At 68.3% G+C, this 25977-nt stretch carries 25 protein-coding genes; 18 read left to right on the top strand and 7 right to left on the bottom strand.

Going from position 1 to position 25977, the window contains the following annotated elements; all coding sequences use genetic code 11:
• Positions 1-108 precede the first annotated feature (108 nt).
• Entirely contained in the window at positions 109-1392 is a 1284-nt protein-coding gene (locus ACSYGN_RS18540; RefSeq protein ID WP_460397026.1) for an adenylosuccinate synthase, read from the top strand.
• A gap of 81 nt (positions 1393-1473) precedes the next feature.
• On the opposite strand, the gene ACSYGN_RS18535 is transcribed toward ACSYGN_RS18540, so the two are convergent.
• Positions 1474-2352 carry a hypothetical protein gene (locus ACSYGN_RS18535; protein WP_460397023.1) on the bottom strand — a complete coding sequence of 293 codons (879 nt, stop codon included), beginning with the start codon at positions 2350-2352 and terminating at the stop codon, positions 1474-1476.
• Positions 2353-2446: 94 nt separating this feature from the next.
• On the opposite strand from ACSYGN_RS18535, the gene ACSYGN_RS18530 reads away from it, so the two are divergent.
• From ACSYGN_RS18530 to ACSYGN_RS18515, 4 genes are all read left to right on the top strand, one after another.
• Positions 2447-2704, top strand: coding sequence for a helix-turn-helix domain-containing protein (locus tag ACSYGN_RS18530; RefSeq protein WP_460397021.1), 258 nt, complete (start codon positions 2447-2449; stop codon positions 2702-2704).
• Positions 2705-2853: 149 nt separating this feature from the next.
• Positions 2854-3708 carry a helix-turn-helix domain-containing protein gene (locus ACSYGN_RS18525; protein WP_460397018.1) on the top strand — a complete coding sequence of 285 codons (855 nt, stop codon included), beginning with the start codon at positions 2854-2856 and terminating at the stop codon, positions 3706-3708.
• Between the two features lie 7 nt (positions 3709-3715).
• The gene (locus ACSYGN_RS18520) at positions 3716-3913 is read left to right on the top strand and encodes a DUF397 domain-containing protein (protein WP_460397016.1); all 198 of its coding nucleotides are present in this window, start codon (positions 3716-3718) and stop codon (positions 3911-3913) included.
• A gap of 145 nt (positions 3914-4058) precedes the next feature.
• Positions 4059-4313, top strand: a complete 255-nt coding sequence (locus tag ACSYGN_RS18515) for a hypothetical protein (protein ID WP_460397013.1) — start codon at positions 4059-4061, stop codon at positions 4311-4313.
• A 75-nt stretch (positions 4314-4388) separates the two neighbouring features.
• On the opposite strand, the gene ACSYGN_RS18510 is transcribed toward ACSYGN_RS18515, so the two are convergent.
• Positions 4389-6689, bottom strand: coding sequence for a nuclease-related domain-containing DEAD/DEAH box helicase (locus ACSYGN_RS18510; protein WP_460397011.1), 2301 nt, complete (start codon positions 6687-6689; stop codon positions 4389-4391).
• Between ACSYGN_RS18510 and ACSYGN_RS18505 the strand changes: the two genes are divergently transcribed.
• The 4 genes from ACSYGN_RS18505 to ACSYGN_RS18490 all read left to right on the top strand — a co-directional run bounded on the left by ACSYGN_RS18505 (position 6682) and on the right by ACSYGN_RS18490 (position 9514).
• The gene (locus ACSYGN_RS18505; protein WP_460403552.1) at positions 6682-7443 is read left to right on the top strand and encodes a TauD/TfdA family dioxygenase; all 762 of its coding nucleotides are present in this window, start codon (positions 6682-6684) and stop codon (positions 7441-7443) included. The genes ACSYGN_RS18510 and ACSYGN_RS18505 overlap by 8 nt on opposite strands.
• Complete coding sequence (locus ACSYGN_RS18500) at positions 7443-8528, top strand: hypothetical protein (RefSeq protein ID WP_460397009.1); 1086 nt, start codon at positions 7443-7445, stop codon at positions 8526-8528. Before ACSYGN_RS18505 ends, ACSYGN_RS18500 begins: the two co-directional genes overlap by 1 nt.
• A gap of 105 nt (positions 8529-8633) precedes the next feature.
• Positions 8634-9080: an NUDIX domain-containing protein gene (locus tag ACSYGN_RS18495; RefSeq protein ID WP_460397007.1), complete on the top strand. Its 447-nt coding sequence runs from the start codon at positions 8634-8636 to the stop codon at positions 9078-9080.
• Between the two features lie 143 nt (positions 9081-9223).
• Positions 9224-9514 carry a hypothetical protein gene (locus tag ACSYGN_RS18490; protein WP_460397005.1) on the top strand — a complete coding sequence of 97 codons (291 nt, stop codon included), beginning with the start codon at positions 9224-9226 and terminating at the stop codon, positions 9512-9514.
• Between the two features lie 15 nt (positions 9515-9529).
• Here the strand turns inward: ACSYGN_RS18490 and ACSYGN_RS18485 are convergent, their stop codons facing one another.
• The 4 genes from ACSYGN_RS18485 to ACSYGN_RS18470 form a co-directional block, all read right to left on the bottom strand.
• The gene (locus tag ACSYGN_RS18485; RefSeq protein ID WP_460397003.1) at positions 9530-10180 is read right to left on the bottom strand and encodes a hypothetical protein; all 651 of its coding nucleotides are present in this window, start codon (positions 10178-10180) and stop codon (positions 9530-9532) included.
• Positions 10181-10285: 105 nt separating this feature from the next.
• Positions 10286-12757 carry a dolichyl-phosphate beta-glucosyltransferase gene (locus ACSYGN_RS18480; RefSeq protein ID WP_460397001.1) on the bottom strand — a complete coding sequence of 824 codons (2472 nt, stop codon included), beginning with the start codon at positions 12755-12757 and terminating at the stop codon, positions 10286-10288.
• Complete coding sequence (locus ACSYGN_RS18475; RefSeq protein WP_460396999.1) at positions 12754-13455, bottom strand: GntR family transcriptional regulator; 702 nt, start codon at positions 13453-13455, stop codon at positions 12754-12756. Before ACSYGN_RS18475 ends, ACSYGN_RS18480 begins: the two co-directional genes overlap by 4 nt.
• Positions 13456-13784: 329 nt before the next feature.
• Positions 13785-15200 carry an aminotransferase class III-fold pyridoxal phosphate-dependent enzyme gene (locus tag ACSYGN_RS18470; RefSeq protein ID WP_460396997.1) on the bottom strand — a complete coding sequence of 472 codons (1416 nt, stop codon included), beginning with the start codon at positions 15198-15200 and terminating at the stop codon, positions 13785-13787.
• A gap of 212 nt (positions 15201-15412) precedes the next feature.
• On the opposite strand from ACSYGN_RS18470, the gene ACSYGN_RS18465 reads away from it, so the two are divergent.
• On the top strand, positions 15413-17650 hold the full coding sequence (locus ACSYGN_RS18465) for a serine/threonine-protein kinase (RefSeq protein WP_460396995.1): 2238 nt from the start codon (positions 15413-15415) through the stop codon (positions 17648-17650).
• A gap of 167 nt (positions 17651-17817) precedes the next feature.
• A complete protein-coding gene (locus tag ACSYGN_RS18460; RefSeq protein ID WP_460396993.1) occupies positions 17818-19356 on the top strand; it encodes a substrate-binding domain-containing protein in 1539 nt (512 codons plus the stop codon).
• Between the two features lie 245 nt (positions 19357-19601).
• On the opposite strand, the gene ACSYGN_RS18455 is transcribed toward ACSYGN_RS18460, so the two are convergent.
• Positions 19602-20384, bottom strand: a complete 783-nt coding sequence (locus ACSYGN_RS18455; protein WP_460396991.1) for an SLATT domain-containing protein — start codon at positions 20382-20384, stop codon at positions 19602-19604.
• 281 nt (positions 20385-20665) lie between these two features.
• Between ACSYGN_RS18455 and ACSYGN_RS18450 the strand changes: the two genes are divergently transcribed.
• The 7 genes from ACSYGN_RS18450 (at position 20666) to ACSYGN_RS18420 (ending at position 25587) form a co-directional block, all read left to right on the top strand.
• Positions 20666-21004: a YbaB/EbfC family nucleoid-associated protein gene (locus ACSYGN_RS18450; RefSeq protein WP_460396988.1), complete on the top strand. Its 339-nt coding sequence runs from the start codon at positions 20666-20668 to the stop codon at positions 21002-21004.
• A gap of 54 nt (positions 21005-21058) precedes the next feature.
• Positions 21059-21658, top strand: coding sequence for a recombination mediator RecR (gene recR, locus ACSYGN_RS18445; RefSeq protein WP_460396986.1), 600 nt, complete (start codon positions 21059-21061; stop codon positions 21656-21658).
• Between the two features lies 1 nt (position 21659).
• Positions 21660-22328 (top strand): DUF5063 domain-containing protein, encoded by a 669-nt coding sequence (locus ACSYGN_RS18440; protein WP_460403550.1) that lies wholly within the window; start codon positions 21660-21662, stop codon positions 22326-22328.
• A 157-nt stretch (positions 22329-22485) separates the two neighbouring features.
• Entirely contained in the window at positions 22486-22761 is a 276-nt protein-coding gene (locus tag ACSYGN_RS18435) for a hypothetical protein (RefSeq protein WP_460396985.1), read from the top strand.
• Positions 22758-23147, top strand: coding sequence for a twitching motility protein PilT (locus ACSYGN_RS18430; protein ID WP_460396984.1), 390 nt, complete (start codon positions 22758-22760; stop codon positions 23145-23147). Before ACSYGN_RS18435 ends, ACSYGN_RS18430 begins: the two co-directional genes overlap by 4 nt.
• Before the next feature lie 113 nt (positions 23148-23260).
• Entirely contained in the window at positions 23261-24538 is a 1278-nt protein-coding gene (locus ACSYGN_RS18425) for an aspartate kinase (protein ID WP_460396982.1), read from the top strand.
• Entirely contained in the window at positions 24535-25587 is a 1053-nt protein-coding gene (locus ACSYGN_RS18420; protein ID WP_460396980.1) for an aspartate-semialdehyde dehydrogenase, read from the top strand. Before ACSYGN_RS18425 ends, ACSYGN_RS18420 begins: the two co-directional genes overlap by 4 nt.
• The last annotated feature ends 390 nt before the right edge of the window (positions 25588-25977 follow it).

The raw sequence follows: 25977 nt of genomic DNA, 5'->3' as shown, positions 1-25977 counted from the left end.
CGGTCCGACGGTTGTGCGACCAACAGCGGTCGCAGTGGTACGCGGCGATGAACCTTACGCGCACGCCCCTGACCTTGGACATGCCCCGCCCGGAAGGGGTGTACGCGCGTGCCCGCACTTGTGCTGCTCGGTGCTCAGTGGGGTGACGAGGGCAAGGGGAAGGCGACGGACCTGCTCGGTGGGTCCGTGGACTACGTGGTCCGCTACCAGGGCGGCAACAACGCCGGCCATACGGTGGTCGTGGGCGATCAGAAGTACGCCCTTCACCTTCTCCCTTCCGGAATACTGTCGCCCGGTTGTACGCCTGTCATCGGCAATGGTGTCGTCATCGACCCGTCGGTCCTGCTCTCCGAGCTGAGCGGTCTGAACGAGCGAGGCGTCGACACGTCCAAGCTCATGATCAGCGGTAACGCGCACATCATCACGCCGTACAACGTGACGGTGGACAAGGTGTCGGAGCGCTTCCTCGGAAAGCGCAAGATCGGCACGACGGGCCGGGGCATCGGCCCGACGTACGCGGACAAGATCAACCGCGTGGGCATCCGGGTCCAGGACCTGTACGACGAGTCGATCCTCGCCCAGAAGGTGGAGGCAGCGCTCGACGTCAAGAACCAGATGCTCACCAAGCTCTACAACCGCCGCGCGATCGCCGCGGACCAGGTGGTCGCGGAGCTGCTGGAGTACGCCGAGAAGATGAAGCCGTACGTGGCGGACACGGTGCTGGTCCTGAACAAGGCGCTGGAGGACGACAAGGTCGTCCTCTTCGAAGGCGGCCAGGGCACCTTGCTCGACATCGACCACGGCACGTACCCCTTCGTCACCTCCTCGAACCCGACGGCGGGCGGGGCGTGCACGGGTGCGGGCGTCGGCCCGACGAAGATCACCCGCGTGATCGGCATCCTGAAGGCGTACACGACCCGCGTCGGCGCCGGCCCCTTCCCGACGGAGCTGTTCGACGCGGACGGCGCCGCGCTGCGCCGGATCGGCGGCGAGGTGGGCGTGACGACGGGCCGCGACCGCCGCTGCGGCTGGTTCGACGCGGTGATCGCCCGCTATGCGACCCGGGTCAACGGCCTGACCGACTTCTTCCTCACCAAGCTGGACGTCCTGACCGGCTGGGAGCAGATCCCGGTCTGCGTGGCGTACGAGATCGACGGCAAGCGCGTCGAGGAACTCCCGTACTCCCAGTCCGACTTCCACCACGCGAAGCCGGTCTACGAGAACCTCCCGGGCTGGTCGGAGGACATCACGAAGGCCAAGACCTTCAGCGACCTCCCGAAGAACGCCCAGAACTACGTCAAGGCCCTGGAAGACATGTCCGGAGCCCCGATCTCCGCGATCGGCGTGGGCCCGGGCCGCGACGAGACGATCGAGGTCAACTCGTTCCTGTAGGCGGCGCGCAGCCCCCAGGAACGCGATCGACCACGACGACGGATGCTGCCGGCCTGCCCTGGGCCGGCAGCATCCGTCGGCTCACCAGGGCAGGGGGTCCGGGCGGCGGTTCCACCACCATCCGTGAACCGCTGTGTCGCATTCCGCACGAGGCAGTTCCTTGCGGAGCAGTCCGTCGGCGTCGTCGACGGTCAGCTCTGCGAAGAGGGCGTCCAGGGGATCAAGGGCGTTCCGGAGCAAGGCCGCCACGTTCTCGGGCAGTCGGGTGCGCAGCTGTTCCAACTCGTCGCGTGCTTCGAGGCGGTCACGGTAGAGGTCGGAGGGATGCCAGCCGGTCGGTTCCCAGGCGGCTTCCATCTGCCGGACGAGTTTCTCCCAGGCGCCCAGGCAACTACGTGCCTTCCAGAACGGCGTTCCGGGGGTGCTGGTCTCCTCCGGGTACATAGGGTCGAGGTGCGCTTTGAAAGCGTCCCCCAGCGGGGTGGCGATCTGCTGTTCGCCGACAATCTCGGGGATACGGGCGACGGTGAGGTGCGGAAGCCCTGCGACGGGGGCTTCGACCCTGTCGATGGTGCGGCGAAGTTGTTCGTCGTCGGACTCATAAAGCCGCGCCCGCGTGACCAGCCCGTCCGGCGTGGCCAGCCAGTACGCGCTCGGCCGCACCTCTTCGGCGGGGAAGAGCACCACGGTGCCTGCCTCCCGGGCGAACGCGGACGCCACTTCCCGCTCACTCGGCTGGGGCTGGACGAACTCCTGGACGTAGACGTCCAGGGACGTCGACACATCGCCCTGCACCGTCACTTTGTCGCAGAACACCAGAGCGTCCCAGTTGCGCAGTTCCTGGTCGGTGTCCTCGTCGGCGGCGTCCACCTCTTGCTCGCGCACGTGCAGACACCGGGCGAGTACTGCCGTGACGGCGTCGAGAGTCAGAGGCTCCACGGTGAGGAGGTTGTACGTCATGGCGAATAAGTCCCGTTGTAGATGTCCAAGGCATTCCGTCCGAGCATCCACCTGCGAGCGGGCACGACACCTACAGTAGGGGCGAGGGGGCAACATGAGCAGCGGCTACCACACCAGTTGGAGTGTCCCGCCCGAGCACCGGGAGGATCCCGCCTACTGCGCCGCCGGACGGCGGATGGACTTCGCTGTTGCCGTCTACGAACGGCGCTCGGCGCTCGGTCTGAGCAGCGCGGAACTCGCGGACCGGGCGGGTCTGCCGGTGGAGGAGATAGAGCGGATCGAGGAGAGCAGTGTCGACCCGACCCTCGAACTCATCGAGAGCCTGGCCGAGGCGCTGCACTCCGGGCCTTGATCGATCCCTGCGCCACGCCGGAATTCCGCTTCGAGAGCCGTGCCGCATCCGTCAACCCGTTGATGCTCGCGCTTGCTTGAGTCTTGCCTGCTCGTGAAGCATCAGCCGATATGGATCGGCAGGCCGCGGTGCGGCAGAAAGGGGGCCTCATGGCCATCCGTAAGCCTCCTACCGCCCGTCAGCGGCGACTTGGGGCTGAGCTTCGGCGGATGCGTGAGCAGGTCGGGCTCTCCGTGGCGGAAGCTGCAGTGCTGCACCGTGTCGACAAGACGGCGATCAGCAATACCGAGTCGGCACGGTTCGGAGTGAGTTCTGACCGCGTTCGGGTGTGGGCCGCCAACTACTCGTGCCCCGACCAGGCTTACGTGGACGCGCTCGCCGCCATGGCAAGGGAACGGCCCGCGATCACATGGTGGCAGGAGTACCGGGACTCCATGGCCTCGTTCATGCTGGACCTGGCGGAGCTGGAGCACCACGCCGCAGGCCTGCGGCACGTGCAGATCACGCACCTCCCCGGCCTGCTCCAGCACGAGGACTACGCCAGGGCGGTGTTCGCCGAGGCCGTACCGCCCCTCGCCTCGCAAGTCCTCGATCTCCAGATTGAGTTCCGTATGCGCCGCCGCGAACTGCTCGACCGACCCGAGCCCCCGGACTGCTCGTTCCTCCTCCACGAGGCAGCTCTGCGCATGCTCTTCGGCGACCGTGGCGTGGTGCGCCGGCAACTGGAAGAGCTCCTGAAGCAGTCGGAACGGGAACGGGTGACTCTGCGGGTGATCCCGTTCTCGGCCGGGGGCTTCACGACTGCCGGCAGCTCCACGATGTACGCGAACGGCCCGGTCCACCAGCTGGATACCGTCCAGATCGACATCCCCAACGGGGTCACATTCCTGGACTCCGAGACCCACCGCACCAACTACCGCGCTGTACTTGACCGCATGGAGCAACGGTCCCTGGACCAGGGGTCGTCACGCGACTTCATCCGCAAGGTGCTGCAGGAACTGTGAGGATGTGATGAGGGTGCCGGACATCGGCTGGCGCAAGTCGACGTACTCCGAGCCATCGGGCAACTGCCTGGAGGTGGCGGTGATGGACGACCGAATACTCCTGAGGGAGAGCGACGACCCCGGGGTCGTGGTCACCACGACGCCCGCCAAGCTGGCGGCGTTCCTGGCGGGGGCGAAGGACGGGGAGTTTGACGATCTGGTGTGACGGGCGTTGACGTCGACGCGCGGCTTCACCCTTTCGGGTATCAACGTTGATGTATCAGCAGGGTTGCGGCTAGCTTGGTGTCGGAGGGTAGTTTTCCTGTCACCCTCCGACCCCACAGTGTCCAACGCCTTACAGGAGCGTCAGCATGAGGATGCAGATCAGCCGAGTCCCCAGCAGGCCGGTCCGACGGGAGCAGGACGGCACGCTCACGATCGACCTGTGGCTGTGCAGGGACGCCAAATTCGAAACGGACCTGGCCCTGCGCCTCACGGCAGCCGAGGCAGAGCTGCTGCACGCCCAGCTCTGCTACGCCCTCGACGAAGAGGTCGCGCCGGTGATCACCCCCGAATCGAAACTCCCGGACTGCCGAAAGCCGACGCGGACGAGTGGTCGCCCCTGACGTAGGCCGCCGCTCCCGACGCCCACGCCTCCGGCGAGGCGTGGGCAACAGATGGCGGCTTCGGTGAACGCCTGGCTATCGCTGGACACTGCCGAGCCACAGCACGTCGCGAGCCCGTGTCATGGCAACGAACAACTGACTGCGTAGAAGTTCATCGCGCTCCTGAGTGGTTTCAGGAAGTCTCTCGCCGCTCGCCGCAGGCCCCTGGGACAGAGCCGCATCGTGGTGCGGCAGGTACACGCGTTTGAACTCCAGGCCCTTCGCCCGGCGGTAGCTGCCGAGTTTGACCGCGTCGACGGGGTGGCCGTCGTAGTGTTCCAGCAGGCAGACCGGGATGGCCGCCCGTTCGAGGAGCCGCTGGTAGTGACCTATGGCGCGCTTGGAGGGGCACAGCACCGCCGCGTCCGCGCGGGCTCCCGGCGGCAAGCTGTGCAGGGCCGCCACAAGGGCTTGGTCGTGCTCGGACGGGCTGCGCTCCGACACCCTGATCACCTGGCCTTCGAGGTAGGTCATATCGACGTCTCGGCGGCCGGAGGAACGCAGCCCGTCGAGGTCCTCGAACGAGTCCTCGGCGACGACGGCAAGTGCTGTGTCGAGGATCGGCTTGCTGTTGCGGTAGTTGTTGCGCAGCAATTGTCCCCGGCCGCCGCGGATGTCGATGCCGGCGTCGGAGAGGCGGAACCCGCCGGGGTACACAGCCTGTTGGCCGTCCCCCACCAGCAGAAGGCCGTTGGGAGCGTCGCCGGTAAGGGTGTGGAGGAGTTTCACCCCGATCAGGGTCAGGTCCTGGACCTCGTCGACGATCACAGCAGTGTAAGGGCGTTCCTCGGTACGGCGGCGGGCCTCTGCCAGAGCGAGGATGAGGATGTCGTTGAAGTCGTGTACGCCGCGCTCATTGCGGAGTGTCTCGTAGGCCTCGTACAGAGCCCAGACAGCCTGCCGATGGACACGTCGCAGGCTCGTACGACGACGTCGGCGAGGAACGGTGGCGTACTCCTGGAACGAGCTGATGCCGCGCCCCTTGATGATGTAATCGATCTCCTCCTCCCAATAGGCGGGCGTCGGGTCGATCTCTGCCAGACAGCTCTCGCGGCCGACGTGCTTCCAGGCGAGGCTGAACGCCGTCCTGGCCTTCTCTCCGTGTAACCGGGCCGTGACACCGCAACCGCGCAGATACTCCTGAGCCCATGAGTGCAGGCTGCGGAAGTCCACCCTGTCCGACACTGCAGGAGACATGGCCTTGAGGAAGGTGGCCTGCACGCGCGGGAGGTTGCTGGCGAAGGTGACGTACAGGATCCGGCCCGTGGTGCGCTGGGCCAGGTGAGCCGCGCGGTGCAGACCGACGACCGTTTTGCCGGTACCTGCCGGACCACTGATCCGCGCGGGACCGGACCAGTTGCGGCGTACCAGAGCCACCTGGTCGGAGTCGAGGAAGGTCATCCACTGCTCGATCGGGGCCCGCAGCACTTCTTCCATAGCCGCGTCGCGCAGGGCGCCGAGGTCGAACAGTCCGTCGGACGACTCGTCTCGGGGCTCCGGCCGTGGTGAAGGCGGTGCTTCGTGCGACAGGGAGGAGTCCTCGTACTCGGGGAAGATCCGCTCCAGAAGGTCGCAAAGGGCACGCACGGATTCGGCACGCACCCGATGACGCTCCGAGAGCAGTGCCGGTCCGATCTCGTGCTCACCCAGCAGCCGGATTCTGCCCAGCTCGGCATCGACGCGCTGCCCGGCGAAGACCATGACAGGTCGGACCGCGACAGGGGACATTCCCAAGGACGCCACCGCGGACTCGGTCACCTTCGTCACAGCCAGGAGCTTGTCGGCTTGCTCGTCACGCGGTTCGCCACCGACACACAGCGTTCCCTCGGAAGTCTCCGGTGCAGACGGCCAATTCTTGACGTCGACGACATAAACACCCGCAGGACCGATCAGCAACATGTCCGCGTTGGCCGCCCGCGACCCCGGCCATCGCCGGTCCACCAACAATCGCCATCCACGCGCGGTCAGGACCAACAGCTGTGCCGTAACCCTGCGTTCGGCCTCGTGGGCCGCCTTCCAGCGCCTGGCCTGCTGCTGGGCGGCCTGCCACTGCTCTCTCAGCAACCGTTCCTGCCGCCGCGCCTCCTGCGCCCGCCGCGACGCCGATCCGCCAACTGCCATAGCCAGCCCCCTCGTACGCAGAGTAGCGATCTTAAGACGAACAGCGATGACAGGGCAGGGTGCACCTCGGACAAAGAGACATCCCTGGCGGGCATCTTCGTGCCCGCGAGGCTGGCGGTCATGACGCTCCGGGCCATCGACCTTCTGAGCGATATGCCGATCACGGGCCCGACAGGCCGATACGATCCGTGACGGAGGGCAGGTGTCGATGAACATCACAAGCCGTTCGGGTGACTCAATCACCGCGCACCAACTGCTGGCACTGTTGGATACGGAGGGGATCGCCTTCCTCTCTGCAGCAGATTGCGACGATGTGATCAGGATATTCCGCCGTGAGCTGAGGGTCTTTCGCCATTCGGATTCACCCGCCACTCCGTGGACCATGATCTCACCGCTCCTGAACGGTCAGCGCACGCCAGGATTATCCGGATTCAGTCGTGCTGCTCTGGCGCCACACACGGATCGAAGCCTGCACAACTATCCGCCATCAATTCTATGCTTTCTCATGATCCGAGAGGCGTCGGACGGCGGAGATTCAATCCTGATCGACACGAAGCCCATACTTTCCCGTTACGACCTGGAATCGCTGCACTCCATCGAGAACGACCTCCGGCTCTCCAGCAGCCAGTTTGGGCAGGAGCACAAGGTACTGACGGTCAGCGATCGTAGATCCGTGGTCATTCGTTACCGAGATGATGAAGTCGCACAGCCGCAAGCCTCCTCCCGGCAGTCCAAATTCCTGCTGGCAGATCTCGACCAGGCGCGTTGCAGTGCACAGCAGTTCCGCCTTCGGCCAGGAGACGGTTACTTAATTCATAACCATCGGATTTTACACGGCAGAACGGCGTTCAGCGGTTTCCGATTAGGGGCAAGACTGCTCTTCTTTGTCAACGAGGACTCGCCCCATGCGCACCTGAACGACGGCTTCAGCTTCGATCGCAGACACACCAAAAGCAAAGGTATTTATTGATGGCTGCAGCATTTTACTCGGGAACGGTCGAGGTGGAACAAGCCCTGTCGGCCCTGCCTCCCACCGGCGACGCCTCATTCCTGCAGGAAATCCGCAGGGTGATTGATCGCACAAGAAATCCCGAGAACACATTTCGACGAATCTGCAATGATTCGACCAAGCCAGCCGCCATGCGCTTTTGTGCATTATATGCGGTACTGCTGAGATTACGCAGAGAAGAGCGCCTGTCGGAATACGCCGAGCTGGTCAACAGAAATGAGCAAGAGTTCGGAAGTGAACCCTACTTCCATACGTTCCGTGCGGTGATCCTGCGCCTGGAAGGGGAACTGGCGAGCCTGCTTCAGGCGATCGAGCATTCGCGAGAAGCCGCCAGATTGCTGAGAGATGTTCCAGGCGTCCAGCATCAAGTTGCCGAATTCATGGCAGAGTACTTGGAGAGGAGAGACTCTCCGCCTCAGGCGAAGGAGCTGGAAGAGGCCGAATCCTCGGTGGACCGTGCTATCACGTTGTCATACGGCCGAGTTGCTCACTACTTCGAGACCAAGGCGCGAATCCTATGCCTGAAGAACGATTTTGACACGGCGCGTAGCCTCGTTCGCAGGGCCATCGAACTGGAGCCCAGAGAAGGTCTGGATTATCTGCGAAGAATTTCCCAGTACCAGACGACACGGGTGAAGATCGATGTATTTTCCCAGCGGGCGGAGTGGGTGAGATCTCGAGACTCGTTCCGCAACGAGATGAGCCAGTTCAGAACACAGCAGCTTGAGCTTCTCGGCCTGTTGGCTGGTGTGGTCGCGTTCGTGGCCAGTACAGCGAATATCGCCAGTCAAGCCACCGGCCCGGTGGCGGTTCGCTTGGTCACTGCTATGGCTGGCGCCCTGATTATAGTGTTCTCATCATTCTTTCTTCTCATCAATAACGATCAGCGGCGGCGTGTTGCCGTTACGGCTGCGATAGGATTTCTACTCCTCCTTGCCGGACTGCTGGCTCCAGGATTACGGAATCTATTCGGATTGGAGTGCCCTGCTGGAGGCGTCGCTCAGGGCGGGGCTGCGGTCGGTTCTGGACCGGATCAGAGAGCATGAGGAGCTTGCGGAAGAATCGGCACACTTCAAAAAGTCGGACGACGTAACAGCGCTGCTGATGTCGATTTAGTCCGAGCCGGAACGGGAGAGGGAAGGGTAGAAAATATGAATCAGCCGTATCTCGTGGAACGCAGTCCGGGGTATTTCGAGTACCAACTGCCCATCTCGGTCAAGATGGTGATTGAGATTCGGGGGAAGATTCCCCTGCTCAAGAACGAGCGAGACGAGTGGGAGCTTCCTGGAGGGAAGCTAGAACTGGGGGAGTCCGCGGAGTCGACGGTGCTTCGTGAAGTGGGCGAGGAGTTGGCACTTGAGCCGGAATCCATTGCCGGGATCGAGATCATCGATTCCTGGGTGTACGAAATCTTCCCGCACCGCCATGTTTTCATCGTGAGCTACGGGGCGGAGTACACAGGTTCGCGGGAACCGAAGCTGTCGAACGAGCACAAGGAACTCGGCTTGTTCGACTACCACGAAATCCCCGGACTCGGGATGCCCGAACCGTACAAGAAGACGATTGCCTCGTGGCGGCTTCGGCGCTCGGGTCGGTGACCGTGCGGTGGCCCGTGGGCAGAGTTGAGGCAGTTGAGGCAGGGGAGGACGCCGCCTCGTCTATCGGCCCGGAGCGCCGCTGGCCGGACGAATCGGGCGTCCGGGCATATTCTGAGATCGTCCGACCTGAAGAGGTGATCAGCATGCGTATGTTGCTCAAGGCAAGCATGGACACCGAGAAGGCCAACGACGTCATCCGCAGCGGGAAGATGCCCGAGATGGTCCAGGAGGTGATGGAGCAGCTCAAGCCCGAGGCCGCCTACTTCACGCTCGACGGTGGGGTCCGTACCGCGTACATCGTGTTCGACATGCAGGACAGCTCCCAGATGCCGCCCACCGCCGAGGCCTTCTTCCTCGGGATGAACGCCAGGCTCGACATGACGCCCATCATGAACTCCGAGGATCTCCAGAAGGGGCTGGCTGGGCTTCGGTGAGCCCTCGGCAGTGGCTCAGCTGAATACGATCATCGAGCCTTGGGCCAGGCTCCTCGTCGTTGCCGCGTGCAGGCCCAGCCATACGTGGCGTTCGCGGGCGAAGGGGCTCGGGTCGTACGGGGCCGGGACCGCCGGTTCCTCCAACTCGGTGGGGGCCGGCGGGGGTTCCGGGGCCGCCGGGGGGTTGGCCGGGTCGATGCCGATCGACGAGGCCACCAGGTCCAGTTCCCTCAGGAGGGTCTGCGAGCTGCCCAGCGGGCCGCCGCCGGCCAGCAGTTCGTCGTTCGAGAGCGGCGTCGGGAAGTCCACCGGGACGTACGCGCCGGCGTGGTCGTAGTGCCAGACCAGATGGGACTGCTGGGCCGTCGACTCGAACATCTCCAGCAACTGCTCGTAGTCCCCGCCCAGTTCACCCACCGGCGTCACCGGCAGCCCGCACACCTGGAGGAGGTACGCCCGGCGCAGGAAATGCAGCGCGTCGTAGTCGAAACCGGCGACCGGGGCGACGTCGCCGGACAGCCCCGGCATGTACTGGTACACCGGCACCGGCGGCAGGCCGTTCTCCGCGAGCGCCTTGTTGTACTGCGCGAGTTCGTCGGCGAACGGGTTGTCCGGGGTGTGGCACAACACGTCCACGAGCGGCACGAGCCAAAGGTCACAGGCCAAAGAGGGCTCCTCGCATAGCTCCTCGTACAGCGCGCGGTGCGCGCACGGTGGTCAGGGCAGCGTAATCGGTGTGGCGCACCCGCTCCTCCCCCAGGAGGAGAAGGCCTAGTGCAGGTCCCATACCCACACCCCGCCCGTCCATTTACCAGGACGGCCCACCAGCTTCTGCACCGCCTGCCGCAGAGCGTCGTCGTGCGGCTGCGGGGCCACCACCAGCGCGCCCGCCTTCCAGTAGGCGAAGTCCTGCTTCGCCTGCGCCTGCCAGTTCTTCCCGATCGTCGGGATCACTCCCGTGTAGCGGACGTCCCGCAGCATGTTGGAGGTGTAGCGCGGGCTGGCACCGTAGATGCCGATGTGGTCCTCGCCGTAGGGGCCGTTGAAGTAGCCGCCGGGCAGTTTGAAGCCCAGGTCCGCGTCGGTCTGCCAGTGCAGCGCCTCGGCGGCGCCCGGGTCGGGCAGGGGGAGCGGGACCAGGGACTCGCCGTCCTTGACGTACGACTTCCACATTCCCGTGGTGATGAAGGCCGGGACTTCGGCCCTGTCCACTGCCTTCAGCGGCGACGGGACGATCGGGATGATCGCCAGGGCGATCGCCAGCAGGCCCAGGTACTGCGTGCCCAGCTCGCGCGTCGCCGCCAGTCTGTCCACCGCCAGCGCCAGCAGCATCCCCAGCGCCGGTGCGCACACCATCGCCACCCTGCCCTCGATCACCGACTCGAACAGCGGCTTGTGCGCCAGCAGGGCCCAGGGGCCGGGGAAGACGATGTCGGTGCGCGGGATGCGGAAGGACGGGCCGAGGGACAGGAGGGCGGCCGCGGCCGTGGTGAAGGACAGCGCCTTCACCAGGGGGCGGTCCCACAGGCGTACGGCTATGCCCACCGCCACGATCAGCAGCGGCCAGCCGTAGAACGCGTTCTGCTCGGTCGGGTTCAGGGACAGCGCGTTCGCCTGCGTCGCGTCGCCCGCGGCCATCGAGCGTTCCGCGAACGAGATCAGCGCCAGCGGGCTGTTGCCCGCGTTGTCGCCGTGCATCACGCTCTGGTAGCTCTGCGGGCCCGCGAACTGCCAGTACAGGGGGAACGCGATCAGGGGGAGGCAGACCGCCCCGGCCAGCAGCAGGCCCTTGCCGAGCGGGCGCCAGGCCGCCTTCGCCGTCTGCGGGCGGGCCCCCGCGTACGCCACCGCGAACAGCAGCATGCCGAGGGCCGCGAGGAGCAGCGGTTCCTCGCCCAGGAAGATCTGGTACGTCGCCAGCAGGCCCAGGACGACGCCGTTGCGCCGTACCGCCCTGGCATCGTCCCCGCTCTCGCACAGCCGCAGCGCCCGTTCGATGATCAGCGGGATCATGAACAGGATCACGAAGTTCGGGTGCGCGTTGGCGTGGCTCACCATCGGCGGGGCGAAGGCCGCGAGCGACGCGCCGGTGAAGGCCGCCGCCCGGCGCCGCACCACCCGCCGCACGATCAGCCGGTACCACGCCGCCGCCGTCACCGCGAGGCCCAGCGTCATGCACAGGCTCAGCGCCGCCGCCGGGCCGAACGCCAGTGTCACCGGCGCGAACGGCACCGACAGCCCCAGCATGACCGTGTTGGCCATCAGATTGACGCCGTCGGGGAAGCCCTGGAGGTCGGTGAAGAGCGGATTGCGGAGGTGGGCGACGTTGTCCGCCGTCACCTTGAAGAACCACTCCCACTGGTTCTGGTCCTGGAGGGAGTCGGGGAGATAGCGGTGCGCCGGGTCGAAGAAGCGGCCCGAGTAGAGGGCCACCGCCATCAGCAGGAACAGCACACACGCCAGTACGTCCGCCGGGCGTACCGACAGCCGGGCCGCCCTCAGCCGCGCCAGTTCCGCGAGGACACGGCCGTAGTCCAGCGGCCGTACCTTCGAACCGGACTGGTGCGACCAGCGCACCGGGACCTCCGCGATCGGCCAGCCCGCCCGGTGGAAGTGCTGGAGCACCTCGACATCGATGCCCCAGCCGTCCAGCCGTGACGCCGCGAACGCCGTACGCGCCCGCTCGCCCTCGAACAGCTTGAAGCCGCACTGCGTGTCCCGGATGCCCGGCACCGCGACCGCCCGTATCAGCAAGTTCCCGGCCCGGCCCAGCAGTTCACGCAGCCGGTGCTGATGGTGGTCGATCGTCGCCCCCGGCACCGAGCGCGAGCCGATCGCCGCCGCGCCGCCCTGCTCCAGCTCCTTGTCGAGGTGCTCCAACTCCTCGATGGGCGCGGCCAGATCGGCGTCCGTGACCAGCACCCGGCGCCCGCGCGTCGCCGCCACCCCGAGGCGCAGCGCGCTGCCCTTGCCGCGGTTGCGCGGACTGGTGACGAGCTGCACCCGGGGATCCCGGCGGGCCGTGACCACCTCGCGGGTGCCGTCGGTCGAGCCGTCGTCGGCGACGACTATCTCCCAGCTCGTCCAGCGGCTCTCGCTCTCCCGCAGATAGCCGGTGATCGCGTCGAGCGTCGGACCCAGCCGTTCCTGCTCGTTGTAGGCGGGGACGACGACCGACAGGTCGACCGTCCCCTCACCCCTGTGTTCCTGCCGCGTCCGATGTGCCTCTATCGGCCCGCTCACCGGGCCGCCAGCCGCTCGACGAGCGCCAGCGAGTGTGCGTTGTACGCGGTCACGATCTCCTTCGCCCCCACTGCGTCCCGTCGCGCCAGCGCGTCCACCAGATCGGTGTGGCATGCCCACAGCACGCCGCGCAGATCCGCCAGCTTGCGCAGATGCTGCACCGCGCACACCCACGACTGGACCCGCAGCCGGTGCAGGAAGTCGGCCAGATAGGGATTTCCGAACAGGAGGCTCAGCTCCCGCCAGAACCGCAGGTCGTAGCCGATCAGCACGGTCAGATCACCGGCGGCGGCAGCGCGCTGCGCCTCCTCGCCGCGCCGGCGCACGGCGGCCAGGCCGGCGGCCCGGTCCGGCCGGTCCAGGTCCTGGAACGCGGGGTGCCCGCCCACGAGCGCGTGGAACATGCCGTCGGTGACCAGGCTGCGCGCCTCGATCAGACCCCGGTAGTCGTCCACCGAGTATTCGGTCACCCGGAATCCGCGGTGCTGGTCGGCCTCCAGCAGGCCCTGGGCCGACAGATCGACCAGGGCCTCCCGGACGGGCGTCGCCGAGACCCCGTACTGCTCGGCGATCTCCTTGACCGTGAACTCCTGGCCCGGCTGGAGGCGCCCGGCCAGCACCTCGTCGCGGAGCGCGTCCGCGATCTGCTGGCGCAGCGTGCTGCGAGTCACGGCACCGTTGCCGGTGGAGCCGGACATGATCGGAGGTCCCCCCTTGCGCGTGCGTGGCGTGCCTACGTATATGTCTACGGGCACGCCACCTTACGCGTTCGGGTTCCCGACCCGTCAGTTCCGGTGTCTCATCCGGCTAGTGGGTCAGGTCCGGGTACGGCGGGGGTGACGTCCGGGTACGGCGTCGGATGCGGCGCGTCACGAGATCTTCAGGGGCGCGGGGCTGTGCCGATGTGCGGCTCTGCCGCGATGGGGGTACCTCCCTGCTCGAACGAAGTTGAGAGCTTGGGGGAGCGCCCAGCCCCCACCGGCCCGCGGCCGAAGAGCACGGATCACTTCGCGTAGAAGAACACGGATCACCTCGCGTATTCGTCGGCCACAGCCAGCGCAGCGTCAAGCGCCGCCAGTCCCTCCTTCAGCTCCGCCTCCGTGACATTGCACGGCGGCACCACATGCGTCCGGTTCATGTTGACGAACGGCCACAGGCCCTGCCGCTTCGCCGCCGCCGCGAAGGCGGCCATCGGCGCGTTCGCCTCGCCGGCCGCGTTGTACGGCACCAGGGGCTCCCGCGTCTCGCGGTCGCGCACCAGCTCCAGCGCCCAGAACATGCCGACGCCGCGCACCTCCCCGACGCTCGGGTGCCGCTGCGCCAGGGCCCGCAGCCCCGGTTCCAGGACCGTGGCGCCGAGCCGTGCCGCGTTCTCGACGACGCCCTCCTCCGCCATCACCCCGATCGTCGCGACGGCGGCCGCGCAGGCCAGAGGGTGGCCGGAATACGTCAGCCCGCCGGGGTAGGGCCGCTTCGCGAAGGTCTCCGCGATCGCGCCCGAGATGGCCACGCCGCCGAGCGGCACATAACCGGAGTTGACGCCCTTGGCGAAGGTCATCAGGTCCGGTACGACGCCGAAGAGATCCGCGGCGAACCACTCACCGGTCCGCCCGAATCCGGCCATCACCTCGTCCAGGACGAAGACGATCCCGTACGTGTCGCACAGCTCCCGTACCCCGGCCAGATAGCCCGGCGGCGGCACCATGATCCCCGCGGTGCCGGGAACGGTCTCCAGGACGATCGCCGCGATCGTGCCCGGCCCCTCGAAGGCGATGGTCGTCTCCAGGTGCTCCAGCGCCCGTGCGCACTCCTGCTCCTCCGTCTCGGCGTAGAAGCGGGAGCGGTAGAGGAACGGTGCCCAGAAGTGCACGACTCCGGCGCTGCCGCTGTCCGACGCCCAGCGGCGCGGGTCGCCGGTCACGTTGATCGCCTGCTGGGTGCCGCCGTGGTACGACCGGTACGCCGACAGCACCTTCGGCCGCCCGGTGTGCAGCCGCGCCATACGGATCGCGTGCTCCACCGCGTCCGCGCCGGCGTTGGTGAAGAAGATCTTGTCGAGGCCGCCGGGGGTGCGCTCGGCGATCAGCCGGGCCGCCTCGGAGCGGGCCTCGATCGCGAAGGCGGGCGCGAAGGTCGTCAGACGCGCGGCCTGCTCCTGTATCGCGGCGACGACCTTGGGGTGCTGGTAGCCGATGTTCGTGTAGACGAGGCCGCTGGTGAAGTCGAGGTAGCGGTTGCCGTCGTAGTCCCAGAAGTACGAACCCTCGGCACCGGCGACGGCGAGCGGGTCGATGAGCTCCTGAGCGGACCAGGAGTGGAACACATGCGCGCGGTCCGCGGCCTTGACGGCGGCGCCCGTCTGCGGGTCGGGGCGGGGAGCGGACTGAGGGCGGGCGGACTCGGGGTGGGCGGGCTGGGGGACGGTCGGCCGGTTCTGGGTCATGGCGGCGAGCGTAGGCCCGCCGGTGGCGGGGGTGATATCGGCGTCCTGTCTGCGGTAACGGGGTTTCCGCGACAGATTGTCGACGGGTGGGGCGAGACACCTCCATCCAGGTCTCCGGAGGCATCTGCGTATGGATCTCCGTATTTGATCTTCGTATCACCCCACTATCCTTCGGCCAGTTGCACATCAAGCGGGGAAGGGCGGGCGCAGCCATGGAGAAGCTGGGGCCGGAGGATCCGCGGTGGATCGGCGCGTACCGGCTGCTGGCGCGGCTGGGCGCGGGCGGTATGGGGCATGTGTACCTCGCCCGGTCGGACCGGGGCCGTACCGTCGCCGTGAAGCTGGTGCGTGAGGAACTGGCCCGGCAGGAGGAGTTCCGCGCCCGGTTCCGCCAGGAGGTACGGGCCGCGCGGCGCGTCGGCGGCTACTGGACCGCGCCCGTCCTGGACGCCGACACCGAGGCCCCGGTGCCCTGGGTGGCCACCGGCTATGTCGCCGGGCCCAGCCTCCAGCAGGTCGTCGGGCACGACCACGGGGCGTTGCCGGAGCGGTCCGTGCGGACACTGGCCGCCGGTCTCGCGTACGCGCTCCAGGACATACACGCCGCCGGGATCGTCCACCGTGACCTCAAGCCGTCCAATGTGCTCGTCACCATCGACGGTCCGCGCGTGATCGACTTCGGTATCGCACGGGCGCTGGAGACGGTGGCCGACGGCGGGCTGACCCGCACCGGCTCGCTGGTCGGCTCGCCCGGCTTCATGGCCCCCGAGCAGGTGCGCGGCGACCGCATCACCCCGGCCTGCGATGTCTTCTGCCTCGGCTCCGTGCTCGCGTACGCCGCCACCGGCAGGCTGCCGTTCGGCGCCGACAACAGCGGGGTGCACGCGCTGATGTTCCGTATCGCGCAGGAGGATCCCGACCTCACGGGCCTGCCCGAGGGACTCCTCGATCTGGTACGGCACTGTCTGCGCAAGGATCCCGCCGCCCGCCCCACCCTCGGCGACATCCTTGCCCGCACCGGCGCCGGTGACACGGTCGCCGACGGCCGCTCCCGCGACCCGTGGCTGCCGAGCGCGCTGGTGGCGCAGCTGGGGCGGCATGCGGTGCGGCTGCTGGAGACGGAGAACCCGGAGGGTTCGGAGGGAGTGGAGGGAGTGGAGGGAGCGGAGGGTTCGGAGGGAGCGGACGGGGCGAATGGCGTGGGGGCGTCCAACGCCGAAGGCACGTCCGGCGAGTTTGCGCCGACCGCACCGGCCGCCGATCCGTCCGGTTCTGCGACGCCTGCCGGGCCGACCCTCGCCAAGACCGCCGATACCGACGCTGACGCCGGTTCCGCGCCCGCCACCCCTGCCACCCCGGTCGCCCCGGCCACCGGCGCCGCCCCCGCCGCCGTACCGCCTCCCGCCTGGATACACGGTCCTGCGAGCCCCGCGTACTCCAACCCCCCGGAGCCGACCCCGCCAGCCGATACGCCCACGACCCACCTCCCCACCGTGGCCGCGGCCCCGACGCCCCTCCCGCCCCCGCCGCCCGCCTACGGCTACCCCCAGAACCCGGGCCCGCTCCCGCCCCTGGCCCCCGCCCCGCAGGGACCGTACGGAGCCCCCGGCACCCCTGGCACCCCCGGCACCTACGGCCCGACCCCGCCGTACGGCCCGACCCCGCCGTACGGCCCGACCCCGCCGTACGGCCCGACCCCGCCGTACGGCCCGACCCCGCCGTACGGCCCGACCCCGCCGTACGGCCCGACCCCGCCCTACGGCCCGACCCCGCCGTACGGCCCCACTCCGCCGTACGGCCCGCAGCCCTCGTACGGCATGCCCCCGACCCCCGCCACCCCCGCCGAACCGCCCCACGGCACCGCCCGCACCGCCCGCTCCACCGTCTTCCTCGTCGTCATAGCCGTGGTGGTCGCCCTCGGCGCCGGTGGCTCGGTGTACGCCCTGATGAAGCACGGCGGCACCGACGACAAGGGCGGCGGCCCCGGCCCCTCCCACAGCGCCACGGCCCCCACCACCCCCGGCCCGTCCGCCACCACCGCACAACCGGAGTCGGACTCCCCGTCCCCTTCGCCCTCCCCCTCGGAGTCGGACGGCGCGATACCGGCCGCCTACCTCGGCACCTGGACGACGACGATCGACAACGCCGCCGGGCAGAGCACGCGTGAACTGACCATCACCCAGGGCGGGGTGGGCGACAAGGTGCTCAGCCTGGTCGCCGACGGACCGTCCTCCGCCGGCGGCGGCTACCACTGTGTCTTCGAGGCACCGCTGGCCCAGCAGCCGGGCGACGGCGGGCCGTTGGAGATCGGCCCCTCGACCGTCACCTCGGGCCCCACCGGGTCCTGCACCCCGGGCGCGGCCAGCGAGGTCACCCTGCTCGGGGACGGCAGACTTCAGCGGGTGAGCTCCGACAACGGCGCCAAGCTGGTCTACAGCAAGGCGAATTGACGTATCACCGTGGTGAATCGACGTGTTGGCGGCATGAGGTGACGGGTCATCACTACCTGGTCGCCGTAATGTAACCCGGGCTTCGCCCGTCGGCTCCGGTAAGTTCTCGCGGCCTCACGTACGGTGACCGGACCATCCGGATCCAGGGAGTTGCGGGGGCACACACCATGGACTGGCTGAGCCCGGAGAACGTCGTCGCCGTGGGCACCGCGGTGCTCGGCATCGTGGCGTCCGGTGTGATGGTCTGGTACGAGCGCAGGGTGCCGCACCGCAAACGGGTCGGCTACCGCGTCCAGATGGACAGCCCGATCGGCGACGACATCCGCTCCGGGCGGCCCAACCGCCGTATAGGTGTGTTCGACGAGATGGAGGGCATGGCCGACGCCACCCTCGTCCTGCTGCGCATCGAGAACGACGGCTCGCTCGCCATCGACCGCGACGACTACACCAGCCCCGGACCGCACGGGCTGACCGCGGTGTTCACCGACCGCACGGTGCGCGGCGTCTCGGTCACCCAGCCGACCGACGTCGACCACCTCATGGACCACTTCACGCCGGAACGCGGCTTCGGCTACGACGGCAACACCCTGCGCATCCCGCGCGTCCCGCTCAACCACGGCGACCACTTCAAGCTGCTGGTGCTGCTGGCGGGCGGTGACGTGGGCCGGGACATCCGGCTCAGGGGCGGGATCCGCGAGGGCGAGGTGCACCCCAACCGCAGCGCGACGCCGGACGACAAACCGCCCGTCTTCAGCCGCGCCGCCCGGATCATCACCGTGCTGCTCACGGCCTGTGTGCTCGTCCTCGCCGGGATCGTCGTGTTCCGCGACGACAGCCCGCCGCCGGTGGGCTGTGAGCGCGGCAGTCTGACGGTGATCGGCTCGACGGCGTTCGCACCGGTCATGGCGGAGGTGGCGACGAAGTACGAGCACGACTGCGAGGGCTCCTCGATCACCGTCGATCCGCACGGCTCGACGGCCGGGGTCCGCGAACTCGCCGCCACCGGCGCCCGGTCGCAGAAGGGCTCGCCGCCCCTCGTGGCCCTCTCGGACGGACCCAGACCTGAGGGGCTGCCGCAACTGCGCGAGAACCGGGTGGCGGTGTCGGTGTTCGCGCTCGTCGTCAACGACGATGTCGGGCTGACCAACCTGACGCTGACGGACGTACGGCGGCTGTACGGCGGGAAGATCACCAACTGGCGGCAGCTGGGCGGGCCGGACCTCGAGGTGCACCTGGTCAGCCGGGACGCCAACTCCGGTACCCGGCAGGTGTTCCAGCGCCGGGTGCTGGGCCGCAACGAGATCGCCAACTCGTCGGTCGACTGCGTCCACAAGGACGACTCGACGGCCCCGGTGATCCGCTGCGAGCTGGACTCCATCGACCAGGTGCTCACCCAGGTGGCCAAGCTGCCCGGCGCCGTCGGCTACAGCGAGCTGAACCTCGCCGGCCGGGCTCCCGGTCTGCGGGTCCTCGACATCGACGGCGACCCGCCCTCCGCCGACGCCATCGAGCACGGCACCAGCACCTACCCGTACCGCGAGATCGAGTACGCCTACACCTACGGCCGCCCGCCCGCCGACTCGCTGGCATCGAGCTTCCTCACCTACCTCACCCGCGGCAGCGGCCAGGACGTGGTCCGCACCCACGGCCACATCCCCTGCTGGACCCCGGAGGGCATGAAGCTGTGCGGGGGCCCGCAGCCGTAGCCGCCGCGGCGACCCACGCCGTGCCGGTCCCCCTCTCGGCCACCGCCTTCCCGAGATCCGTCCACCGCTCCGGCCCGGCGTTCGGGCCGGAGCGGTCGGCCCGATCCCGGGGGCCGTCACGCCGATGCCGACCGGAGTCGTAGGCCCGCCCCCGGCAGCCTGGTCCCGGCGGCAGGGCGGGGGCATCGTGGCCCCGGCGGTGACCAGGGCGTCCAGGCGCCGGCCCGGCACCCCTCAGAGTCGGCTCACCGGGGCTCCGGCGGTCGCTGGCGGGGCATGTTGGGGCGGGCGGGGGTGAGGGGGCCGCCGTAGCGGGTGTGGGCGGTGAGGCCGTCCTGCCGTCCGCCGGGCGAGGCCGCCGACTGGAGGCCCATCGGGGCCGGTCCGGTCCGGAACTCGACCATCCAGTCGGCCGTCTCCGAGCGCACCAGCTCCGTCACGTCCTCCGAGAATCGGCGCAGCACCCCCAGGCACCGCTCGGCCGCCTCGCCCGCGGTGCCCTCGGCGGGGCCCAGCACCTCCCGGACGCTCTCCGACGCCCAGTCGAACTGGAGCATCTGGAGCCGGCGCTGCACGGCCTGCGCGGTCGCCACGTTCCGCATCCAGCCGGACGTCACCCCGAAGAACCGGTCCCCGGCCACACACGCCCCCGCCGTCAGCAGCGCCAGATATCCCCAGGCGGCCACCCCGCCGACCAGGCCGGTCAGGTCGAGCAGCGGCAGCGCCGCGCCCACCGCCGTACCCACGGCGGCGCCCCCGCGCAGCAGCCGTGCGCCCCGGCGCTTCCACACCCGGTCGGCGAGATACCAGGCTGCCGTCTCCAGTGCGCCCCGCTCCACCCAGCGATACAGCTCGTCGAGCCGTTCGGCGGGTTCGCCCCAGTCGCCGAGCGGGAACGCCCGCCCGGTCAGATCGCCCGGCCGCGGTCCGGCCGCGCCCTCGCCCCTGCCACCCCGTCCGCCATGTCCGTCCCGTCCGTCCCGTCCGTCCTGAGGCGCACCCTCGGGCTGCATCTCCGGCTGACCCACCCGGCACTCCCTACTGACCACGACCCGAACCGACCGACTGCGACGACGCGCGGCCCCTTCCTACCGCCCAATGGGTGGCGGAGTGGACGCCTCCACGGCTTTTCCGCCCGGAAGTGGGCCTTGATCAGGTATAGGTCGACCCCCTGTATCACCCGAAAGAGTGGCGCCGCGATGCCGTGGTGGACCACGTAGGCTCATGCACAACGAGAACCACAACGCAGGAACCGCAACGCACAAAGCGCACCGCGGTCGACGACGGAAGACGCAAGCAGGAGGCGATCGTGATTCCCGGTGGCGGGCAGCCCAACATGCAGCAGCTTCTCCAGCAGGCCCAGAAGATGCAGCAGGACCTGGCGCGTGCCCAGGAGGAGCTGGCGAACACGGAGGTCGACGGCCAGTCGGGCGGCGGCCTGGTGAAGGCGACGGTCACCGGAGCCGGCGAGCTGCGCGGTCTGGTGATCGACCCGAAGGCGGTGGACCCGGAAGACACCGAGACCCTCGCCGACCTGATCGTCGCGGCGGTGCAGGCCGCCAACCAGAACGCCCAGACGCTCCAGCAGCAGAAGCTCGGCCCGCTGGCCCAGGGCATGGGCGGCGGCATCCCCGGTCTGCCTTTCTAAGAGGGGCCGCGGGCGTTTACGGTACGTACCGAAGACTTCAGGAAGGTCAGTCCGTTGTACGAAGGCGTGGTCCAGGACCTCATCGACGAGCTGGGGCGGCTGCCCGGCGTCGGTCCCAAGAGCGCGCAGCGGATCGCCTTCCACATCCTCCAGGCCGAGCCCACCGACGTAAGGCGTCTCGCACACGCCCTGCTGGAGGTGAAGGCGAAGGTCCGCTTCTGCGCGACATGCGGCAATGTCGCGCAGGAGGAGCTGTGCGGCATCTGCCGGGACGCACGCCGGGACCCGACGGTCATCTGTGTCGTGGAGGAGCCCAAGGACGTCGTCGCGGTCGAGCGGACGCGTGAGTTCCGGGGCCGCTACCACGTGCTGGGCGGCGCGATCAGCCCGATCGAGGGCGTCGGCCCCGACGACCTGCGCATCAGGGAACTGCTGGCGCGGCTCGCGGACGGCGCGGTCACCGAGCTGATCCTCGCCACCGACCCCAACCTGGAGGGCGAGGCCACCGCCACGTACCTCGCCCGCATGATCAAACCCATGGGCCTCAAGGTCACCCGCCTGGCCAGCGGCCTCCCGGTGGGCGGCGACCTGGAATACGCGGACGAGGTGACCCTCGGCCGTGCCTTCGAGGGGAGACGACTCCTAGATGTCTGAGATCGCTGACGCCACGATGCACTCCACGACGCGGGACCCCGATGACTTCGCGGTCCAGATCGCCGACCAGGTCGAGAGCTTCCTGGTGGCCGTCAGGGAGGTCGCCAAGGGCGACGAACCGGACTCGGCCGTCCCCTTCCTCCTCCTGGAGGTCTCCCAGCTCCTGCTGGCCGGCGGCCGCCTCGGCGCGCACGAGGACATCGTCCCCGACGAGCGCTACGAGCCCGACCCGGGCCCCGAGCAGGACGTCGACGAACTGCGCGAGAACCTCGTCCGGCTGCTGGAGCCGATCGACGTCTACTCCGAGGTCTTCGACCCTTACGAGCCCCGCAAGGCCCCGGTCCCGGCCCGGATCTCCGACGACCTCGCGGACGTCGTCACCGACCTGCGCCACGGTATGGCCCACTACCGGGCGGGCCGTGTCACCGAGGCCCTGTGGTGGTGGCAGTTCTCCTACTTCTCCAACTGGGGCTCCACCGCCTCCGCGACCCTGCGCGCCCTGCACTCCGTACTGGCCCACGTCCGTCTGGACCAGCCCCTGGAAGAACTGGACGGCCTCGACACCGACCAGTCCCCGATGGGCGACGAGACCCTCGAGTTCGAGGCGGGTGTGGTGATGGCGAAGGAGATCGCCGGCCCCTTGGGCCTGCGCGAGGCCAAGCAGCACTGACCGCACTGACCCCACTGACCAAGGGGGTCCGTCCACGCGGCACGTACATCCGTTGATACGACGTCACCCGTAAGCGTGACTTTCCGTAATCGTCTTGTTCCGGAGGGTTGCGGCGTCGTACCTTTGCCATGCGGAGATTCCGGATTACATTTGTAATATGGCAGAGAAGGTGAAGTTCAGCGTGAGTGTCAGTGCCGAACTCGGCGCCGCCCTGCGGGAGTGCGCCGAGGCCGATGACGTACAGCTCTCGACGGTGGTGAGCCGGGCGCTGGAGCGGTATCTCGACGACCGCCGCCGCATCAGGGCGGGGCTGGCGGAGATGGACCAGTACGAGATGGAGTACGGCCCCTTCTCCAGCCAGGAGATGACGGAGGCGGAAGCCTGGGTGGACGGCCTCTTCGAACACCCTGACGAGGAGAGGCGCAGCGCATGAACCACGTGGTCTACGACAGTGGTGCGCTCATCGCCGCAGCCAAGAACGACCGGCGGTTCCTTGGCCGCCACAAGGCGTTGTTGGTGCGTGGGTACATTCCACTGGTCCCGGCAGGTGTGCTGGCGCAGTGCTGGGACGAGCGGGCCTCGGCGGCGATGCTGCACCGGATGCTGGGCGGATGCAGGGTCGTACCGCTGACCGAGTCGGGCGCAAAGGCGGCAGCCGTGCTCTGCAAGGAGAACAAGACGCCCGATGTCGTCGACGCGAGCGTCGTGCTGACGTCCATCACCTTCGACGCCGCACCGATCATCACCGACGACCTGGGCGACATCCGTGCCCTGGCCGACTGCGCGGGTCACAGAGACATCCACGTCGAACGGCCGTAGGCCGAGCATCCGCTCGCGGGGTGTCCGGAATCTCACCATGCGGCGGCGCCGAGGGGTATTTCGGCCGGTCGATAGACTGAGCCCGCAATCGACGGACCGAGCTAGGAGCGCACGTGGGCCTTGTCGTGCAGAAGTACGGAGGCTCATCCGTAGCCGATGCCGAGGGCATCAAGCGCGTCGCCAAGCGGATCGCGGAAACGAAGAAGAACGGCCACCAGGTGGTCGTCGTCGTTTCCGCGATGGGCGACACCACGGACGAGCTGATCGATCTCGCCGAGCGGGTATCCCCGATGCCCGCCGGACGCGAGCTCGACATGCTGTTGACCGCCGGAGAGCGGATCTCCATGGCACTGCTGGCCATGGCGATCAAAAACCTGGGGCACGAGGCCCAGTCGTTCACCGGCAGCCAGGCAGGTGTCATCACCGACTCGGTCCACAACAAAGCGCGGATCATCGACGTCACGCCGGGCCGGATCCGGAAGGCGCTCGACGAGGGCAACATCGCGATCGTCGCCGGCTTCCAGGGTGTCTCGCAGGACAAGAAGGACATCACCACGCTGGGCCGCGGTGGTTCCGACACCACGGCCGTGGCGCTCGCCGCCGCCCTCGACGCCGAGGTCGCCGAGATCTACACCGACGTGGACGGCGTGTTCACCGCCGACCCGCGCGTGGTGAAGAAGGCGAAGAAGATCGACTGGATCTCCTTCGAGGACATGCTGGAGCTCGCCGCCTCCGGTTCCAAGGTGCTGCTCCACCGCTGTGTGGAGTACGCGCGCCGTTACAACATCCCGATCCATGTGCGCTCCTCCTTCAGCGGGCTTCAGGGCACCTGGGTCAGCAGCGAGCCGATCGAGCAAGGGGACAAGCAGGTGGAGCAGGCCATCATCTCCGGTGTCGCACACGACACCTCCGAGGCCAAGATCACGGTCGTCGGCGTCCCCGACAAGCCCGGTGAGGCCGCGTCCATCTTCCGCACGATCGCCGACGCCGAGATCAACATCGACATGGTCGTGCAGAACGTGTCCGCCGCGGCCACCGGACTGACGGACATCTCCTTCACGCTGCCCAAGGCCGAGGGCCGCAAGGCCATCGACGCGCTGGAGAAGAACCGCGGCGGCATCGGCTTCGACTCGCTGCGCTACGACGACCAGATCGCCAAGATCTCACTCGTCGGCGCCGGCATGAAGACCAACCCCGGTGTCACCGCCGACTTCTTCACCGCGCTGTCCGACGCCGGTGTGAACATCGAGCTGATCTCGACCTCCGAGATCCGTATCTCGGTCGTCACCCGCGCCGACGACGTCAACAACGCGGTCCGCGCCGTACACACCGCGTTCGGACTGGACTCCGACAGCGACGAGGCCGTCGTCTACGGAGGCACCGGGCGATGACCGGACGACCGACGCTCGCGGTCGTGGGAGCGACCGGAGCCGTCGGCTCGGTCATGCTGGGCATCCTGTCCCACCACGCGGACATCTGGGGCGAGATCCGGCTGATCGCCTCGCAGCGCTCGGCCGGCCGCAAGCTGGCCGTGCGCGGCGAACAGGTCGAGGTGGTGGCGCTCACCGAGGCGGCCTTCGACGGCGTCGACGTCGCGATGTTCGACGTGCCGGACGAGGTCGCCGCCGAGTGGGCGCCCGTCGCCGCCGCCAAGGGTGCGATCGTCGTCGACAACTCCGCCGCCTTCCGGCTGGACCCGGACGTCCCGCTGGTGGTGCCCGAGGTCAACGCGCCCGCGGCACGGCGCCGTCCGCGGGGCATCATCGCCAACCCCAACTGCACGACGCTGTCGATGATCGTCGCCCTGGGCGCGCTGCACGCCGAGTTCGGGCTGCGCGAGCTGGTGGTGTCGTCGTACCAGGCCGTCAGCGGGGCGGGGCAGGCCGGAGTGGAGACACTGCGGCGCCAGCTGTCCCTGGTCGCGGGCACGGAGCTCGGTACCGGGCCCGGTGATCTGCGCCGGGTGGTCGGGGACGACACCGGGCCCTTCCCGGAGCCGGTCGCGCTCAACGTCGTACCGTGGGCCGGGTCGTTGCGGGCCGACGGCTGGTCGTCGGAGGAGATGAAGGTGCGGGACGAGACCCGCAAGATCCTCGGGCTGCCCGCCCTGCCCGTCGCGGTGACCTGCGTCCGCGTCCCGGTGGTGACCGCCCACTCCCTCACCGTCCACGCCCGCTTCCAGCGTGAGGTCACCGTCGACGGCGCCCGCGAGATCCTCGCCACGGCGCCCGGTGTCGTCCTGTTCGACGATCCGGCGGCCGGGGAGTTCCCCACACCTGCGGATGTGGTGGGCACGGATCCGACGTGGGTCGGACGGGTACGGCGGGCCTTGGACGATCCGACGGCGCTCGAATTGTTCGTGTGTGCCGACAACTTGCGCAAAGGCGCGGCCCTCAACACCGCGCAGATCGCGGAACTGGTGGCGGCGGAGTTCGTATGAGGGACCGTCAGCGAAGGAAAAGCCCTGGCCAAAGCCGGAATCATTTGTAGGATCTGTGAGTCGGTTGCGGACGGGTTGACGCTCCAGCCGGTGCTTCCGAAGATTTTTCTCCCTGCCCTCCGCAACCGCGCACAGGGCAGGGAGCGTCTTTGCGGTAGCCCTCCTGGGCCGTGAAGCGCGTGATGATCCTGGCGTGGGGACGCCGTGATCAGGGCGTGGGGACGCCCGTTCATAATGGGATATAGGGGAAGAGCAGTTCGCATGACGGCATTCTTGGCATCAGTGGGTGTGCCGCCGGACGGGCGGAGAGAGCCGCATCTGTCGTCCGAAGCGCCGTGCGACGAGCCGACGGACAGACCCGCCCCGGCGCATGACGCCGACGTGATGCTC

This window comes from Streptomyces sp. YIM S03343 (genome assembly GCF_054729195.1).
This window is presented reverse-complemented; position numbering and strand designations above follow the sequence as displayed.